Annotated in this window: 15 protein-coding genes and 1 pseudogene; 9 read left to right on the forward strand and 7 right to left on the reverse strand. The window is 34.8% G+C overall.

Going from position 1 to position 16,313, the window contains the following annotated elements:
- Window positions 1-152: 152 nt before the first annotated feature.
- The 5 genes from ABWU47_RS04440 (at window position 153) to ABWU47_RS04460 (ending at window position 7,174) form a co-directional block, all read left to right on the forward strand.
- Window positions 153-2,633 (forward strand): valine--tRNA ligase, encoded by a 2,481-nt coding sequence (locus tag ABWU47_RS04440; protein WP_236514798.1) that lies wholly within the window; start codon window positions 153-155, stop codon window positions 2,631-2,633.
- Window positions 2,634-2,765: 132 nt separating this feature from the next.
- Window positions 2,766-4,121 carry a hypothetical protein gene (locus ABWU47_RS04445; protein ID WP_353285589.1) on the forward strand — a complete coding sequence of 452 codons (1,356 nt, stop codon included), beginning with the start codon at window positions 2,766-2,768 and terminating at the stop codon, window positions 4,119-4,121.
- Window positions 4,122-4,299: 178 nt separating this feature from the next.
- Complete coding sequence (locus ABWU47_RS04450) at window positions 4,300-5,622, forward strand: hypothetical protein (protein ID WP_353285590.1); 1,323 nt, start codon at window positions 4,300-4,302, stop codon at window positions 5,620-5,622.
- A 30-nt stretch (window positions 5,623-5,652) separates the two neighbouring features.
- On the forward strand, window positions 5,653-6,327 hold the full coding sequence (gene pyrF, locus ABWU47_RS04455) for an orotidine-5'-phosphate decarboxylase (protein WP_006279404.1): 675 nt from the start codon (window positions 5,653-5,655) through the stop codon (window positions 6,325-6,327).
- A gap of 49 nt (window positions 6,328-6,376) precedes the next feature.
- Window positions 6,377-7,174 (forward strand): hypothetical protein, encoded by a 798-nt coding sequence (locus ABWU47_RS04460; protein WP_077188146.1) that lies wholly within the window; start codon window positions 6,377-6,379, stop codon window positions 7,172-7,174.
- 649 nt (window positions 7,175-7,823) lie between these two features.
- Here the strand turns inward: ABWU47_RS04460 and ABWU47_RS04465 are convergent.
- Window positions 7,824-8,018, reverse strand: a complete 195-nt coding sequence (locus ABWU47_RS04465; RefSeq protein ID WP_182309424.1) for a hypothetical protein — start codon at window positions 8,016-8,018, stop codon at window positions 7,824-7,826.
- 48 nt (window positions 8,019-8,066) lie between these two features.
- Here ABWU47_RS04465 and ABWU47_RS04470 point away from each other — a divergent pair.
- Window positions 8,067-8,741, forward strand: a pseudogene (locus ABWU47_RS04470) (phage major capsid protein); the annotation flags it as partial.
- An 11-nt stretch (window positions 8,742-8,752) separates the two neighbouring features.
- Here ABWU47_RS04470 and ABWU47_RS04475 read toward each other — a convergent pair.
- Window positions 8,753-9,764, reverse strand: a protein-coding gene (locus tag ABWU47_RS04475) for an IS630 family transposase (protein WP_410530063.1) whose coding sequence is annotated in 2 segments (ribosomal slippage) — window positions 8,753-9,283 and window positions 9,285-9,764 — 1,011 coding nt in all. Because the reading frame shifts where the segments join, the coding sequence is not laid out codon by codon here.
- A 192-nt stretch (window positions 9,765-9,956) separates the two neighbouring features.
- On the opposite strand from ABWU47_RS04475, the gene ABWU47_RS04480 reads away from it, so the two are divergent.
- Both ABWU47_RS04480 and ABWU47_RS04485 read left to right on the forward strand, forming a co-directional pair.
- Window positions 9,957-10,741, forward strand: a protein-coding gene (locus ABWU47_RS04480; RefSeq protein WP_238513981.1) for an IS5 family transposase whose coding sequence is annotated in 2 segments (ribosomal slippage) — window positions 9,957-10,278 and window positions 10,278-10,741 — 786 coding nt in all. Because the reading frame shifts where the segments join, the coding sequence is not laid out codon by codon here.
- Window positions 10,734-11,291 (forward strand): phage major capsid protein, encoded by a 558-nt coding sequence (locus tag ABWU47_RS04485; protein WP_353285591.1) that lies wholly within the window; start codon window positions 10,734-10,736, stop codon window positions 11,289-11,291. The genes ABWU47_RS04480 and ABWU47_RS04485 overlap by 8 nt, the downstream gene beginning before the upstream one ends.
- Before the next feature lie 389 nt (window positions 11,292-11,680).
- Here ABWU47_RS04485 and ABWU47_RS04490 read toward each other — a convergent pair whose 3' ends face one another.
- From ABWU47_RS04490 to ABWU47_RS04500, 3 genes are read right to left on the reverse strand one after another with little or no spacing between them, the layout of a single operon-like run.
- Window positions 11,681-12,322 (reverse strand): amino acid ABC transporter ATP-binding protein, encoded by a 642-nt coding sequence (locus ABWU47_RS04490; protein WP_077188144.1) that lies wholly within the window; start codon window positions 12,320-12,322, stop codon window positions 11,681-11,683.
- Window positions 12,306-12,953 carry an amino acid ABC transporter permease gene (locus ABWU47_RS04495; protein WP_077188143.1) on the reverse strand — a complete coding sequence of 216 codons (648 nt, stop codon included), beginning with the start codon at window positions 12,951-12,953 and terminating at the stop codon, window positions 12,306-12,308. Before ABWU47_RS04495 ends, ABWU47_RS04490 begins: the two co-directional genes overlap by 17 nt.
- Window positions 12,953-13,687: a substrate-binding periplasmic protein gene (locus ABWU47_RS04500; RefSeq protein ID WP_077188142.1), complete on the reverse strand. Its 735-nt coding sequence runs from the start codon at window positions 13,685-13,687 to the stop codon at window positions 12,953-12,955. The genes ABWU47_RS04495 and ABWU47_RS04500 overlap by 1 nt, the downstream gene beginning before the upstream one ends.
- Window positions 13,688-13,812: 125 nt before the next feature.
- Here ABWU47_RS04500 and ABWU47_RS04505 point away from each other — a divergent pair, with 125 nt between their 5' ends.
- Window positions 13,813-14,268, forward strand: a complete 456-nt coding sequence (locus tag ABWU47_RS04505; protein ID WP_064125001.1) for an arginine repressor — start codon at window positions 13,813-13,815, stop codon at window positions 14,266-14,268.
- Window positions 14,269-14,321: 53 nt separating this feature from the next.
- On the opposite strand, the gene tatC is transcribed toward ABWU47_RS04505, so the two are convergent.
- Both tatC and ABWU47_RS04515 read right to left on the reverse strand, forming a co-directional pair.
- Window positions 14,322-15,083 (reverse strand): twin-arginine translocase subunit TatC, encoded by a 762-nt coding sequence (gene tatC, locus ABWU47_RS04510; RefSeq protein WP_006279807.1) that lies wholly within the window; start codon window positions 15,081-15,083, stop codon window positions 14,322-14,324.
- Window positions 15,080-16,177, reverse strand: coding sequence for a type I glyceraldehyde-3-phosphate dehydrogenase (locus ABWU47_RS04515; RefSeq protein WP_077188141.1), 1,098 nt, complete (start codon window positions 16,175-16,177; stop codon window positions 15,080-15,082). The genes tatC and ABWU47_RS04515 overlap by 4 nt, the downstream gene beginning before the upstream one ends.
- Window positions 16,178-16,313 lie beyond the last annotated feature (136 nt).

The raw sequence follows: 16,313 nt of genomic DNA on the forward strand, positions 1-16,313 counted from the left end.
CGTAGAATTGCCGTATTTGCTTAATTGTGCTATAGCTAAAGTAATTTAGGTTTACCGACCATCGTCATCCCGCTGCTTGTTAGCGGGATCTATACCGCGAATGAATCGCGGTATGACGTTGCTAGCTTAAGGTTTAAAATTGAGAAATATTTATGTTAAAAGAAAAATACGGCTTTAAAGAAATTGAAGACAAATGCAACATATTATGGGAAGGCAGTAAAGTTTATAAATGGAATGGTGAAAAGGATAACACTTTCACTATAGACACGCCTCCACCGACAATATCGGGAAAACTCCATATTGGCCATATATTCAGCTATTGCCATACAGACTTTATTGCAAGGTTTCAGCGCATGCTGGGAAAAGATGTGTTTTATCCAATTGGGTTTGATGATAATGGGCTTCCCACTGAAAGATTGGTTGAACAAACCTATAAAACCCGTGCAAAAGAAGTTGGCAGAGAAAAATTTATAGAGATGTGCCATGAGGTTATTGAAAAATCAAAGCAAGAATTCAAGGAACTATTTAAATCGGTCGGCATTAGTTATGACTGGGATTTGGAATATCACACGATCAGCAAGGAAACTGTGACGCTTTCACAGATGTCGTTTATTGATCTATATAACAAGGGATATGCATATAGAAAAATGCAGCCTATCCTTTGGGACCCGGTTGATAAAACAGCAATTGCGCAAGCAGAAATAGAAGATAAAGTTTTTGAGTCATCCTTAAACACGATAGTTTTCTCTACTCAAGAAAATGAGCAGATCAATATTGCAACTACGCGACCTGAACTACTTCCAGCATGCGTTGCAGTTTTTTGTCATCCAGAGGATACGCGCTACACTCATCTGATCGGAAAAACAGCGGTAGTGCCAATAACAGAGGAGAAAGTTCCAATAATAGCAGATGATAAGGTTAAAATAGATAAAGGCACCGGGCTTGTTATGTGTTGTACATTCGGTGATGAACTCGACATATATTGGCAGCAAAAGCATAACCTGCCGATGAAAATTATCATCGATCAGGATGGGAGGATGAACCTAGATGATGTCATTCCACCACACCCCGGCGTCATGAAAGTAGCTGACACTGGAATCTACGATGAAATAAATGGATTGAAAGTTACAGCAGCAAGAAAGAGGATGATTGAAATCTCGAGTGGAAAAGGACTTTTGATAGAAAGCACTAACATTTCTCATTCTGTTAAGTGCGCAGAAAGATCTGGTGCACCACTTGAGATATTACCTACTTATCAATGGTTTATCAAGACCTTAGAGCAAAAAGCTCAAGTATTAGATAAAGTAAAAGAATGCAATTGGCATCCAGCTACTATGCGTAAACGTATGGAAGTGTGGATAGAAGGGCTAAATTGGGACTGGTGCATCTCAAGGCAGCGCTATTTTGGTGTGCCATTTCCAGCGTGGTATTCTAAACGTAAGGGAGAAGAAGGTAAAATTATTCTAGCTGAAGTAAAGGCCCTACCTATTGATCCACTCAAAGATTTGCCAAAAGGGTATAGCAAAGAAGAGATTATCCCAGATCAAGATGTAATGGATACTTGGGCCACAAGTTCAATTACTCCTCAACTGAGTGCACTGGCAGTAAACAGTGAGTTTAGTTTACCAAATCATCGCTATGATACGATATTTCCTGCAGATCTGCGCAGCCAGAGCCATGAGATAATCAGAACTTGGGCTTTTTATACTATTTTAAAGGCACATTATCATGCAAATTCTTTACCTTGGAAAAACATTATGATCAGCGGTTGGTGTTTAACCGATGATAAGAAAAAGATGAGTAAATCAAAGGGTAACATCATCACTCCTCATGTAATACTTGAAACTTATGGAGCTGATGTAGTGCGCTATTGGGCAGCGAACTCAAGGCTTGGAGTTGATACAGTCTACTCTGAAAATACATTCAAAATTGGCAAGCGCCTCGTTACAAAACTTTGGAACGCTAGCAAGTTCGTTTCCATGTTCATGGAAAAGCATCAAGTGATGAGCATAAATTCTGCTCACGAGACAATGGATAAGTGGATATTGTCTAAGTTATACAAAGTTATAGAAAGAGCAACGAACAACCTATTACAGTTTGAATACTGCGAAGCTTTGAGTGCAGTAGAAGAATTTTTTTGGAAGGATTTTTGTGATAACTACTTGGAACTAGCAAAAAAGCGCGCATATGGAGATAAAGTAGACAGCGAAACAAACTTAAGTGCAAAGCAAAGTTTGGCATATGTACTGAATATTATTTTGCGGTTATTTGCACCTTTCTTGCCTTACATTACAGAAGAGATATACCACCAGTTGTATAGTTATAATTCTGTACACAATCAAAGTAATTGGCCGAGCAAAGAAGAACTTATCTACGATAAATATTCAGAGGAAATGGGAGATAATGTTATTCAGATATTAAACATTATCAGAAAGATAAAGGCAGATAATAATGTATCAGTTAAGCATCTGATAAAAAAGTTGATGATAAAAGCAGATCTACGAGAGGATAAATTGAATCAATCTGCGCAGGATGATTTGCAGGCAGTTTGCAATGCGGAAACGATAGAGTGGATGCAGTCTGAGCTTGAAACTGAAGACGGAAAATACATAGTGAATATAGACTTATACTGATTTTTATAGCTTTACTTCCTTTAATATCCATGCTATTGCAATCATTATTAGTATGAGGGAATAATAATAGGGGATTTATATAATAAAGCCAATGCACCTTATCTTATAGCTGGTGCTCTTGCTACTTTGGTATTGCTTGCGTCTAGGACACTTGCTGTTGCCCCTTATGTTAAGTTCTTGTCTTCAGTTGCAGCCTTTAATGTAGCTCTTCCTGTTGCTTTGAGTTTGTCTATACTTTCTGTTCTGGTGCTTGTACTTTCATGTAAAATAATTAGTAATAATAAGAAAATAGAGGTTGAGAAAAATAAATTTGCTGAAAAAGAGCAAGAGTTAGAAAGCGTAAAACAACAATCAGAGAGTAGGGTACAAGAGTTAGAAAGTAAAATAGCTCTGGGAGAAAAAGCTAAAGAAGCTGTAAATAAAGAAGTGAAGGAATTAAAAGATCAATTAACTCGAGAAAAGCAAGATTTGGAAAGCGAAATTGCAGGGTTAAATAAGGAAATAGAGCAGTTAAAGAAACAACAAGATGATGCACAGCAAAAATTAGATGATGCTACAAAAGAGTTAAATAATAAAGGTAATCAAATCCGAGAATTAGAGGGTAAGATAGGTGCCCTTAATAATAAGAACAAAGATTTACACGATGAAAATACAGAATTGAGTGCAAAAGTAAAAGGTCAGTTAAAACATAAGGAGGAGATGCTTTCTCTTGAATACCAAGAGTTACATGATGAAAATGTAAGATTGAATGAAAGAGTGGATTCTTTAATGGAGGAATTATCTCAACCTCAAAAAGAAATAGATTCCTTAAAAAGGCAGTTAGATGAATTAAAATATGAAGGAATTTTAGCTCTTTTATTAAAAGAAAGAATAACAGAATTGGAAACATGTTTAGAAAAGAGAAGGAAAAAAGTAGGAGAATTAGCAGTGCAGTTAGAAAAAGACAAAACTTCTTGTTTAAAATCTGAATTAGGGGAAGTAGTAAAAAGAGAAATACGATTGAAAGAAAAGTTAAGTAAAAAAGTGCAAGAAACGATCCAGCTAGCTAAAGATTTAGAACAAAAAGAAAAACTATGCAAGGAATTAGAAGAGGAAAAAACTAAAAATCTTGATAAGATCGGAGAGTTAAAAAAACTTAATGAAAAGTTGCGCGATAATAACAGTCAGTTGAAAAGTAGCGAAAAAGATTTGGATGACGAATGCAGTAAATTAAGAATACGTAATTCTGATTTGGAAAGAAAAGTTAAACGTCTGCAAGCAGTAATTGAGCAGGAAGACGAGCAAAGTCATTCCATTTCTTCAGATATAAGCAGTGAACATTTATCAGAACTTGAAGGAATAGGTGAAAATGAGTCTGTTAATAAACAGTTCCCGAAACCAAAACCACCTTATATATCCACTCCAATAAGATCGCCATGTAAAAAGCTGAATGATGCTTCATGTGATTCTGGATATACCAGTATACGTTCTACCCCGATCAATAGCTAACTAGACATTATAAGTACAATGGTACACTCGATACACAAGGTCTAAGTCATTTTTTAGCTAGCAGGCTGAAAAAGGAAAGTTTGTTGTAGGTGCAGCACTATAATTCCTCCACAGATAAGAGAATTTTAATAAATATATACAAGACTGCTGGAGTTTTGTCCGTGGTGGGAGGGGAGTAATGAGCAATTTGCTTAGTGAGGCTAATGCATTTTATTTTGTAGCTAGTTCCTTAGCTACTCTTACGTTACTTACATCTTTAGCGCTTATTGTAACTTCTAATGTGCCTCTTCCTCTAATTCTTGCTTTAGCTACATTATCTATTTTGGTGCTTGCACTTTCGTATAAAATAATTAGTAATAATAAAAAAATAGAGGTTGAGAGAAATAAATTCGCTCAGAAAGAGCAAAAGTTAGAAAATAAAATAACTCTGGAAAAAGAAGCTGAAGAAGCTGCAAACAAAGAAGTGAAGAATCAATTACATGAATTAACTAGAGAGAAGCAAAATTTAGACAAGAGAGCAAAAAGATTGGATCAGAAAGTAAATGAGTCAGAAGCTGAGAGAGAATCTCTTCTTGAAGAAAAAAAATCTTTAGAGAAAAAATTAGAAACAGCAAAGAATCGTACGTTTGAAATAGACAATGAATTGGACAAAACAAGAAAGGAAACAGGTAAGCTTAATGAGCAGGAAGAGAAATTAAAACTTGAAATCTCATGTTTGAAGAAACAGTTGGAAGAAAGAAGTAGATTTATTGCAAAGCTGAAGATGGAAGTGGATGATAATAAACATTTAGAGCTAGAGAATAAGGGGTTGAATGATAGAATAGAAACGTTACGTGAAGTACAAAAGGCACTACGTGAGAAAAAACATGAACTTAGTGAAAAAGTAGAGGCATTGAATAAGGAAAAAAATAAACTTTCTAAAGAAGTAGAGGAATTACGTGAAGAACAAGAAAGGCTGCATGCAAACTTAGATAAGCTACAATGTAAAATTAAAGAGGTCAACAAAGAAAAGAAAAATTTATCTAAAGAATTAAAAGAGAAATTTGAAGAGTTAGATGAAGCAAATGGTTTAATTAAAAATCAATCTTTTGAGTTAGATGGGATAAGAAAAGATTGTAATAATGAAGTAAAAAGTTTAAGAAATTCACTTTTAGAACGAGACAGTCAAATAGAAGATTTTTTGAAAGAGAAAGAAAAACAAGTGAATTTTGCGCAACTGTTGATAAGATGCGTAACAGACAATATAGAAGAACCAATAAGAAATAATGATGGAAAAGCAATATTAGATACGATTCAAATATTAAAGTCTGCGTTACAAGGAGAAATTGCACGGCTTTTGCCAGACGAAACGCCTTCTTCTTCGCTGGAAGATCTTGGATATGAATCATTATTTGTCAGTCGCTCATCCACCCCGACCAAGTTGCCAAATTCACTATTGACAGAATCTTATGAACGCAGTCAGTTCAATCAGAGTGAAAGTATTTGCAAAACACAACAATGAGTCTTATTATAAGATAAATCATGCAAGATAATGAACCCAATAATATGCGCACTGGATACACAAGACTTAAATAAGGCTATTTCTCTAGCTAATGCTCTGCGTGGTAAAGTTGGCATGGTAAAGCTGGGATTAGAATTTTTTGCTGCTCAAGGTCTTTCTGGAGTGCAAGAAGTTGCAAAATGCAATGTACCAATTTTTTTAGATCTGAAATTGCATGACATTCCAAACACTGTAGCCAAAACAGTTGAAGTAATAAAAGTTCTGAACGTTGAAATGTTAACTCTGCACATCAGCGGTGGGACAAAAATGCTTGAAGAAGCGCTAAGTGTAGTGCAAGGCACAAAAATAAAGCTGATTGGAGTGACAGTGCTAACTAGTATGAGCAATGAGGATTTAAACGAGCTTGGAGTAGCAAGAGAGGCAAAATCACAGGTAATTTTGCTTGCAAAGCTTGCAAAAAAGATTGGACTCCATGGAATAGTCTGTTCTGCACTAGAAGCTCAAGAAGTGCGCCGAGAGTGCGGTGAAGACTTTAAAATTATTACTCCAGGAATTCGTATAGATCCAGGTCATGACGACCAAAAAAGAACAGCAACGCCAAAAGAAGCAATAAATTCAGGAGCTGATTATATCGTCATTGGCAGACCCATTACAAAAACTACAAGTAGTGCGGAGCTAATATTGAAATCCATGAAAGAATTTTAATATAATAACTTAATTTATAAAAATACTAACATATTAATTAGGAATAAGCATGAGTAATATCAATAGAATAATACGCGAAGTAATCAAGGAATTCCGCTCAAAATTACCAGATAAGGAAATAGAGGAATATTCTGGCAAATTGAATAAGCTACATATCTACCAGTGCAATAAGCATATAATAGAAAATAAGAAGCTATATCATTATACAATAAATGGGAAAACCCATGCTATGGATCAGCATGGGCATAATTTTGTCAAGAGTTTAGAAGTTATCTTGAGGAATAAGCCACAAATTTCCTTAGAAGAGGTAATTGATTTTATGGAAAAAATAATTAATTTTGGTCTTGATAGTTGTTATGGAGCATTTGAGATGATATTTGAATCTCGCTCTGGTGTTACAATAGATGATGCAGTTAATTTTGTAAAAGATAGCTTATCTAGTAAATTTTATAGATTCCATGGCAGTGGGATTTTCAAAGTAATATTAGAACTTAATCCAGAGAGCTCTCTTGAAGAGATAGAGAAACAATTTAGCAAAGTAGTAGATCCTTACTTTCTTAATGCTTGGAGTCGAGAAAGTGAAAGGGCTTTTGCTAAGATATGTAGGTTATGTAGAGAAGGACGTGTGGAGAATATGCAGAAATTTGATTTTAGCAATTTTAATTTAGATCAAGATAGTGCTGGAGCATTAAGAGCACTGTTACAGTATTGTGTTGACGTTTCTAATCAAAAAGCTTTAGGTGATTCACATGAATTGCATAGAGAAGAGATGGAGGGGATATATAAATTTGATGATAATTACGATTTAAATTTAGATAGTGATCATAATGATAGTATCTGGCATTGAAATTATACTACAATAATAAAATAACTGGATAAAAATTATCACCAAAAAAATTCAAAAAAGTGCTTGACATAAAAGAACGAACATTATATAGTGTCATTATCCTTTATTTTACCTCGCTTAATTCAATTACTGGATTAAGCTTACAGTACTAAGCGTGGCACAAAGTGCCACGCTATTTTTCGGTTTACATTTTCAACAGATAAAAAATGATGCCATTTCAGTGCCAAGCACATAACTGTACGAACATTCATTTTTAAAGGTAAATTGCACAACAGATGATGTCATTCCAGTGCTTGAAACTGGAATCCAGAAATTTTGCTTATAACTGAGCTGATGAGCTAAAGGTAGTTGTCTTACGCTAAAACAAACGTTTTTAATTAAGTTGCATAGAAGCTGGATCCCAGTGGGCTTTGTTGCATCGCTACTTATGAAAGGCTAACTATAGTTAGGATTATAAGCAACCTATTGAAAATCTTGTTTTTTTGCAATCAATCTGATCAAATTTAAGAATAGTAATTTGTTATTTATATTAATAAATTTAATTCTATTGAAAATAGCTAAAGCATTGAAATTCTTGAATTTTAGCCAGATTAGTGAGTGGTAGTGAAATTTCTTTTACTCAAATTTAGGTATTCACTGACCGTTCTTGTTATAAATACCAGAATAATAAGCTACTGATATTCCCTATCTTTTTTATCTTTAATCCATCATAGCTAGCGATGCAACAAAGCCATCCCAGTGTCAAGCACTGGGATGACAAGAAAGGGAGCACTGGAATGACATCGTTTACTATGTACCATATTGCAATATTCGTACAACTGTGGGAAACGTCTATGGATGCCATTCCTATTACCTTATTTCCATTTTTATTTCATTTTCAAAGGAGGCTATTATGTCACTTACCGATATCGCTCACCGTATCAATGAACTCGCTTCATCATGGGAGCAATTTAAATTAATAAATGATCGCAAACTAAAAGAAATTGAAAGCAAAGGGCGTGCTGATTCTGCAACAATTGAGCAGCTATGCAAGGTAAATAATGCCATTGATAGTTGCAAAGAGCGTTTAGACTTGATCGAAACTGCAGCTCAACGCCCAGAAGTAAATACAGATTTTAGCACAAGCGATAAATATTTTTCTGATTATATCCGCAAGGGAATGGAAAGCGGTTTATCACACAAAACCCTCAGTGGAGATGACAGTGATATCGGGGGATATCTAGTTACTCCGCATATTGTAAAACGCATAAACAAGCGCGTAACTGATTCGTTCCCAATGCGACAAATATGCTCCAGTCAAAGAATCTCTACTGAAACATTGGATTACATTATAGAAGATTTTGACCGCGCCGGTGCAGGTTGGAGCAGTGAAACAGTAGATGATGAGGACGGTGGCAATAAGTCTAAGTATGATTTTGCAAAAGATACGGACACGCCCAAAATCCAAAAGATTTCCGTCACAACTTACGAGTTATATGCTCAACCACAAATATCACAAAAGTTACTCGATGATGCGTTTGTCGATGTTGAGAGTTGGCTGGTGGAAAAGATTGCCGAGACTTTTAGTAATACCAATTCTCATTGTTGTCCAGTCAAATAGGAAACATTGCAGAGTTGTTTAGTTGTGGAGCTGGCAAGAGAAGTAATAAATTTGCACAAAGCACCCTCAAGTAGAGCAATTGTATCGTATATTTTATTGCGCAAAATGTTCTGTTTTATATATAACCAAAGCCTCTCAACAGGATTTAGCTCAGGTGAGTATGGAGGTAGGTATATAATGTCGATATTTTTAGGTACCTTTAAATTTTTTGACCTATGCCAACTAGCACAGTCCATAACGAGAAAAGCCTCTCGTGTTTCTAGATATTGCGAAATTTGCTCAAGAAATATGTTCATGCAATCAGTGTTGACATTTGGTGCAAATAAGCTAGAACTCTCTCCATTTCTAGGATTAACTGCACTATAGAGATAGAAATTTTGCCTACCTAATTTTGTTTTAACCTGTGTTCTAATCCCCTTTTTAAACCACCCATGTCCAACTTTTGAATGTGTGCCAAACCGTGATTCATCAAAGAAAAATAGCTCTTTTTCTGGATACTTGCTAATAGCTCAATTGAGATTTTTTTTTGAATTCCTCTTGTTTGCTTTTATCTTGTCCATTATGAACTGGTCTTGGTGTAATATATGAGAATTTCATCTTTTGCATATGGCGGTGTACTGTAGATTTGCTGATATTTAATCCGAACTTTTCCTGGATTCTTATTCTCATTTCTTTAATGGTGATATTAGGATTTTCTTCTATCCACTCTTCAATTTGCTGTAGTTGAGCCTGATTTAATTTAGTTTTTCTACGACGTTGTGAAGGAGCAAACAGTTTTTCTTCTCTGCCAATTTTCAAGAGTTTTACCCACGAAGTTAGTGCGCTTCTTGAAATGCAATATATTTTTGCTACAGCCGTTATACTGTACTTTTTTGCTGCAATTACAGCATTTAGTTTTTTTGAAACATATGCATTATTCCTTACTTTCTTCAGCATTTCTTTTGCTGATTCTACTACTTTTTCATCCAATAATTTTGATCTTAATGCCATTTAAACCTCGCTATTTTACTTACTTCAGTATGGCTTTTCTTCCATCATTGTCCATCTGTTTGCCCTGTAATGGGAATTGGTATTAGAGGTTGTCCGGAAACAAGTAAAAGGCTATAATATCTGAAATTTTAGTACGGGGTAAAGATGAGAAAAAAGTATCCAACAGATCTAAGCGAAAGGGAATAGGCAAGAATAGAAAAACACTTCAGAGTATCATACAAGAAAGGAGGAAGGCCGCCAAAGTATAGCAAAAGAGAAATATTAGAAGCAATTTTCTATGTATTGCGTACAGGGTGTCAATGGCGGTATTTACCAAATGATTTTCCGCTATGGAAGACTGTGTATGAGCAGTTCAGGCAATGGAAGAAGCAGGGAATTTTTGAGAAAATGAATTATGAAATTACAAAATATAGTAGAAGAAAAATAGGAAGGAATGAGCAGCCGAGTGCCTGTATAGTAGATAGTCAATCTGTAAAGACTACAGAAAAGGGGGGATCAAAGGCTATGATGGAAGTAAAAAAGTAAAGGGTAGAAAAAGGCATATAATTACAGACACTCAGGGTTTTATACTAGGTTGTTACGTAGGCGCTGCTAACGAAAATGATAGAGATGGTATTAAAATAGCATTAAACAATATGAGAACAAAATATACTAAAGTTAAAAAAATGTGGGCTGACATGGGATACCAAGGAAGAAATTTAAAGAATCACATAAAGGAAGAATATGACATAGATATTGAAATTGTTACAAGGCCTCCATGTAGATTTTGGGTGCACAAAGATACGCCACCTGAGCTACTACCAACAAGAGAACAAGGGTTTAAAGTACAGCCAAGAAGATGGGTTGTAGAAAGGACTTTTGCTTGGGTTAATAGGAATAGAAGGCTATCGAAGGAGTATGATTTACTCACAACATCCACTGAGAATTTCATATACCTAGCTATGAGTAGGGTTATGTTAAAGAGGGAATATGCTTGAATTTACTTGTTTCCGGACAACCTCTAAGGAAGAAAGCGAAGCCTTCATTAAGGGTGAGGGCACTTTTCAACCAAAAGGAATTTTAGCTTATGAAAATGGAAACAGTTATAATAAAATAGAGCAAGTTAAAACTGAAAAATTAGATAGTGATTCAATAATGATGTTGTATTACTCTCTGGACGAATATTATTCCAAAAATGCGTCATTTTTGATGAACAGGAGTACGTTGAAGGACATTAGGCTACTAAAAGCTCAAACAGGTCAATATCTCTGGCAACCAAGTTTGTCGCTTAAAGCCCCAGATACCTTAATGGGAATACCAGTATATCAATCTGCCGATATGCCACCAGCGCCAAACAATCAGCTACCAGTAATTGCGATGGCAGATTTCAAACAAGCTTATAAGATTGTAGATAACAGAGGAATGAGAATATTAAGAGACCCTTATACGAATAAACCTTATGTGAGGTTTTTTGTCACTAAGCGTGTCGGCGGAGAGGTTGTAAACACCAGTGCTATTAAATTGTTGAAAGTTGCGAGCAAGTACTAAAAACTTCCGCAGCATCATCTTTATAGCTGATCAAAGCAACACGTCATACCGCGATTCATTCCATAACTGTACGAACATTGTGATTTTGGCCCATCAGGAGGGTGTCATCCCAGTGCTTGACACATATAGCTAAACTGACTTAGATTTACCGACAGTTTGAAAAACAAAAATTCGTCATTCCGCTACTTGTTAGCGGAATCTATGCTGAGATATCGTGGCGGTATGACGTAGGAAAACCTTTCTTGGGTTAGCTATAGTTTGCTATATTATGTGATTTTATTTTTAGCGTTGCTTCTTATATTATGTAATTTATTTTCCATAATATACATTATGTAATTTTCGATGCTAAGATCTGTTATAGCTCTCAGTATGATATGAGTGATTCTCTTTTAATAATTATTTTTTAAATAGTTTGTTGGTTCATCAATTTCTTTAGGATTGATATCTACAATTATTTTTCCGTTTTTTAACAGAATAATCCGATCTGATATTTTTGTTAAAAAATCCAAATTGTGAGAAGCGATAATCATAGTAATACCCATATCTCTAACTGATTGTAGTAGTTCCACAACGTCGACTATTGTTGCTACATCTAAACCAGACGTTGGCTCATCGCATAATAGAATCCTTGGATTCATCATTAAGCTTCTGGCAAGCGCAACCCGCTGTTTTTGCCCACCGGATAGATTACTAGGGTAATCATTTTTTTTAGAGGCAATACCCAAAGACTCAAGTAGTGAATCACTTTGATCCTGAGTTTTGTTTTTAAGTTTGGGAGCATATGTAAGATTTTCCCAGACAGTCATATGTGGGAAAAGTTGAAAATCCTGAAATACAAAACCAGTACTATCATTGCATTCAATGCTACCAGAATCTAAAACTTCGAGTTTTTGTATACAACGTAACAATGTTGATTTACCACTACCAGAAGGACCAGCAAGACCAACTATAGATTGTTCTATAATCAGGTTAATATTATTAAGTACTGGAATATTATTAAATAATTTACAAACATTATGCATTTTTATCATATATACCTTTCTGTTCAATCTTTTTGCCTATATATTCAATTAGTAATACAAGAGCGTAATAATAAGCCCCAGCAAGACAAAGTGGTATAAAATAAGTAAATTGTTCTGCTGCAAGCATTTGCGCAGAGCGCATAATATCAACACCACCAATAGTAGAGATTAATGCCGTTTCTTTAAGGAGTGCAATGATCTCATTTATCATTGCAGGAAGAATATTTTTAATAACTTGTGGTAATATAATATCTCTCCACATATAGAAACTAGGTATTTGTAAAGTTTTAGCTGCTTCAAACTGGTTTTTTGATATAGTTTCAATACCAGCTCGTAAAATCTCAGCAATATAAGCACAGCTATTTAGACCAAATGCTATAATGCCAGCACTAAATATGTTTAATTTAGTTCCTGCAATGGTTGGAGTCATAAAATAAACAACACTTAACTGTAATATAAGGGGGGTGCCACGTATTACAGATATAATTCCATTAATTAATGGAATACAGATCTTATTATATCTGAGTACTGAAAATAACCCTCCTAGACTCATACCTAAAAGCAGTCCTCCAATCAATAATTTTAAAGTAAAGGCAAGGCCTGTTCCAACAAACAAGAAATTAGAAATTAATTCTTGCATCAGTTATCTCCTAGCCATTTTTCTGCTATCTTTTGTATTACACCTTTACTTTCTAAACTTTTTAACGCCTCGTTTATTTTATCCTTTAAATCAGATCCTTTATTCACAGCAATAGAATAACCATTATCTGACTTAGCGATGGCTGACCATGATAGACCAGGATTTTTTTTGCTAAATACTTTACCTTGGAATTCATCAATTAGGACGCTATCAACATGACCAGACTTTAATGTTTCTACAGCTTGATTATTATTGTCTATAGCAATAATTTGAGCTGTTGTAGGAACATGCTCTTTTAGCCAAATTTCCATGACAGTTCCTAGTTGAACGGCTATCTTCTTGTGAGTTAAGTTGTTTATACCGGCTATGGGTTTATTTTTGTGATATAGAATACCAAATTCCCCTGTATAATAACTATTTGAAAAATCAAAATTTTTTTCACGCTCTTCTGTGCTACCAATAGTAGATATAGCAGCATCTACAGAATTACTTTGCAATGCTGCAAATATAGTACTAAACTGCATATCTTTAAATATCGCTTCTTTACCTAACTCTTTTGCTACTAATTGAGCAAGCTCAATGTCAAAGCCAGTAAATTTACCATTTTCATAATATTCAAAAGGTGGATAATCTGCAGAAATTGCAAATCTAATGATATTATCGTGTTTATCTTCCTTGCATCCTGTTAATAGAATACTTATCGCTATAATAGCATTTAAAATGTATTTTTTCATATTACTAATTTATATTCATATTTTATTCATCTTGTGAATATAGACATTAAAAATTGAATAGTCAAGAAATAATGAATATAATTTCAAATATACTTATTACATATTCAATATGAGGAAAATGCATAATGCATGACAACACACTAGGTGAACATATTTTAAATATTATTCAAAATCATGAAATTTTAGAACAGAGCGATTTACAGACCTTACTCAAAAAAAGAGGGTATAACATTTCTCAGGCTACTTTATCAAGAAAATTGAAAGAACTTAAAATTGCCAAAGTTGCTGGTATGTATAAAGTAATTGACATCAACCAATATCGATTACCATTAATACTTAATATGCAAATTTCGGATTTTGGTTTAATAGTACTACACACTCAACCAGGACAAGCTAGCAGTCTGGCTTACTTTCTAGATCAGAAATATGTTATTTATTCATTAAATAATAGCAAAAACATAGGAATTATAGGAACTATAGCAGGTGATGATACAGTATTATTGATCATCAAAAGTAAGGCTGAACTTAACAAAGTATTACAATCAATTTATGAAACATTTCCATATTTAAGTCCTGAATAAGAATGTTGTAAGTTAAAAATGTGATATAAAGGAGATAAGAGGGATTTCTTTGTTTAAATCTTTGTCTTCTTTTTTTCAATATACCTACATATCAGAATGGACAATTCATATAGAATCAGCATAGGTATTGCAAGCCCTACTTGGCTTAATACATCAGGTGGAGTTAAGATTGCAGCAATAATAAAAATTACCACTATTGCGATTCTACGTTTATTTGACAAACTTTGTGCAGTCAGTAGCCCAACTCTCACCATTAATGTGAGTATGACTGGAATTTGAAATGCAGTGCCAAATGCAAACATAAATTGGAGAACGAGGTCTAAATATTCGCTAACTGATGGCATAAACTCTATCGGTATATCGAAGGATTTACCACTGTGTTCGAAGTTGATAAAAAACTTCCAGGCTAAAGGAAATATATAGTAATAGACTACAGTAGCTCCCGTTACAAATAAAACCGGTGTTGCAATTAAGTATGGCAACAACACTGCCCTTTCACTTTTATATAACCCAGGTGCTAAGAACATATAGAATTGCCATGCAAACACAGGAAAAGAGAGCAAAAGTGCACTCATCATTGCAACTCTAAGATACACAAAAAATGCCTCTGTTAAGTCTGTGTAAATTAAAGAAAAACCTTCGCTACCTTTTGTTGCTTCTATTAAAGGTGCGAGTAAAAAACGGTATATATTTTCCTTAAAGTAATAACAAAAACCAAAAGCAACGCAAAAAAATAGAAAGCAAAAGATAACTCTTTTTCTGAGTTCCGCAAAGTGCTCATAAAATGAGGCGTATTTGTTTGAGTTCCAGTTCATACTTTACTATAGCTCAATAATACTATGTCTAACATTCTCAGCGAAAAAGCCCACTCATTGTCATACCACGCTGCAACCCTGCATATATCACCTGTAACATATGTACCAGTTAAATCCACAATTGCACTATAAGGGTTATGCACAAAATCTATTGAGACTAAAGGTTCCTCGCATATAGAAAGTACATTTGACATTGGATAACCCTCTGTCATCCTAGTACCCTCTGATGTCATCCGAGTAGCTGACACTGGGATCCAGAAATTAGATTCCAGCGTCACGCGCTGGAATGACGTAGAGGAGAGAGCTGCATCCTTAAATATTTCATTGATTTCTTCAACGGTCGCTTTCTTATCAGTCGTAAATTTAAAATCAACCATAGAAACATTGCTAACTGGAACTCTGACGGAAGTGCCATCTAGTTTTCCTTTTAATTCATGGATGACAGAACCAATTGTTTTTGCTGCCCCGGTTGTAGTTGGCACCATAGATAATCCGCAAGCCCTTGCTCTACGCAAATCTTTATGATTACCATCAAGAACATTTTGATCATTCGTGTAGGCATGTATAGTAGTCATAAAACCGCTTTTTATGCCTAAACTAGAATGTAGGACTTTCACAATCGGAGCAAGGCAATTTGTAGTGCAAGAACCTGCTGATATCACTTTATGCTCTTTTTCGAGCATATCGTTATTCACACCATAAACTATAGTGACATCAGCATCTGGAACTGGAGCAGAGACAATTACTTTCTCTGCATTGTGCCTTATTGCTTCTTCACGTTTGTTGAATGCACCAGTACATTCAAGTATTACATCAACATTCCAAGGAATATTTTCAGGGCTCCGTTCTCTATACAAAGAAAACTTTCTGCCATTTATGGATAGCCAATTTTGAGACTCATTAAAATCAATATCACCACTGAATTTGCCATGAACAGAATCATATTTAATCAAATGTGCATGCTGCTTTGCACTGAGCGATCCATTGATAGCTACAACTTCTATTTGTTTGCTATATTCTTCTATTTCGAAAATAGCACGCAATACGCCTCTGCCTATTCTACCCAGACCATTAATTCCTACACGAATCGTCATCTCTTCATTCAAAAAATTTAATTATAGAGGATATCACTTGATATTTCATTTTATTCTTTTGCTTTTCTATCGATATGAACATTATAGCAAGGAGACAGGGCTAAAAACTTGCTTGACAAACTCCGCCAGCCCCCTT

The sequence above is a fragment of the Wolbachia endosymbiont (group A) of Gastracanthus pulcherrimus genome, from assembly GCF_964028265.1.
Taxonomy (GTDB): Bacteria; Pseudomonadota; Alphaproteobacteria; order Rickettsiales; family Anaplasmataceae; genus Wolbachia; species Wolbachia pipientis.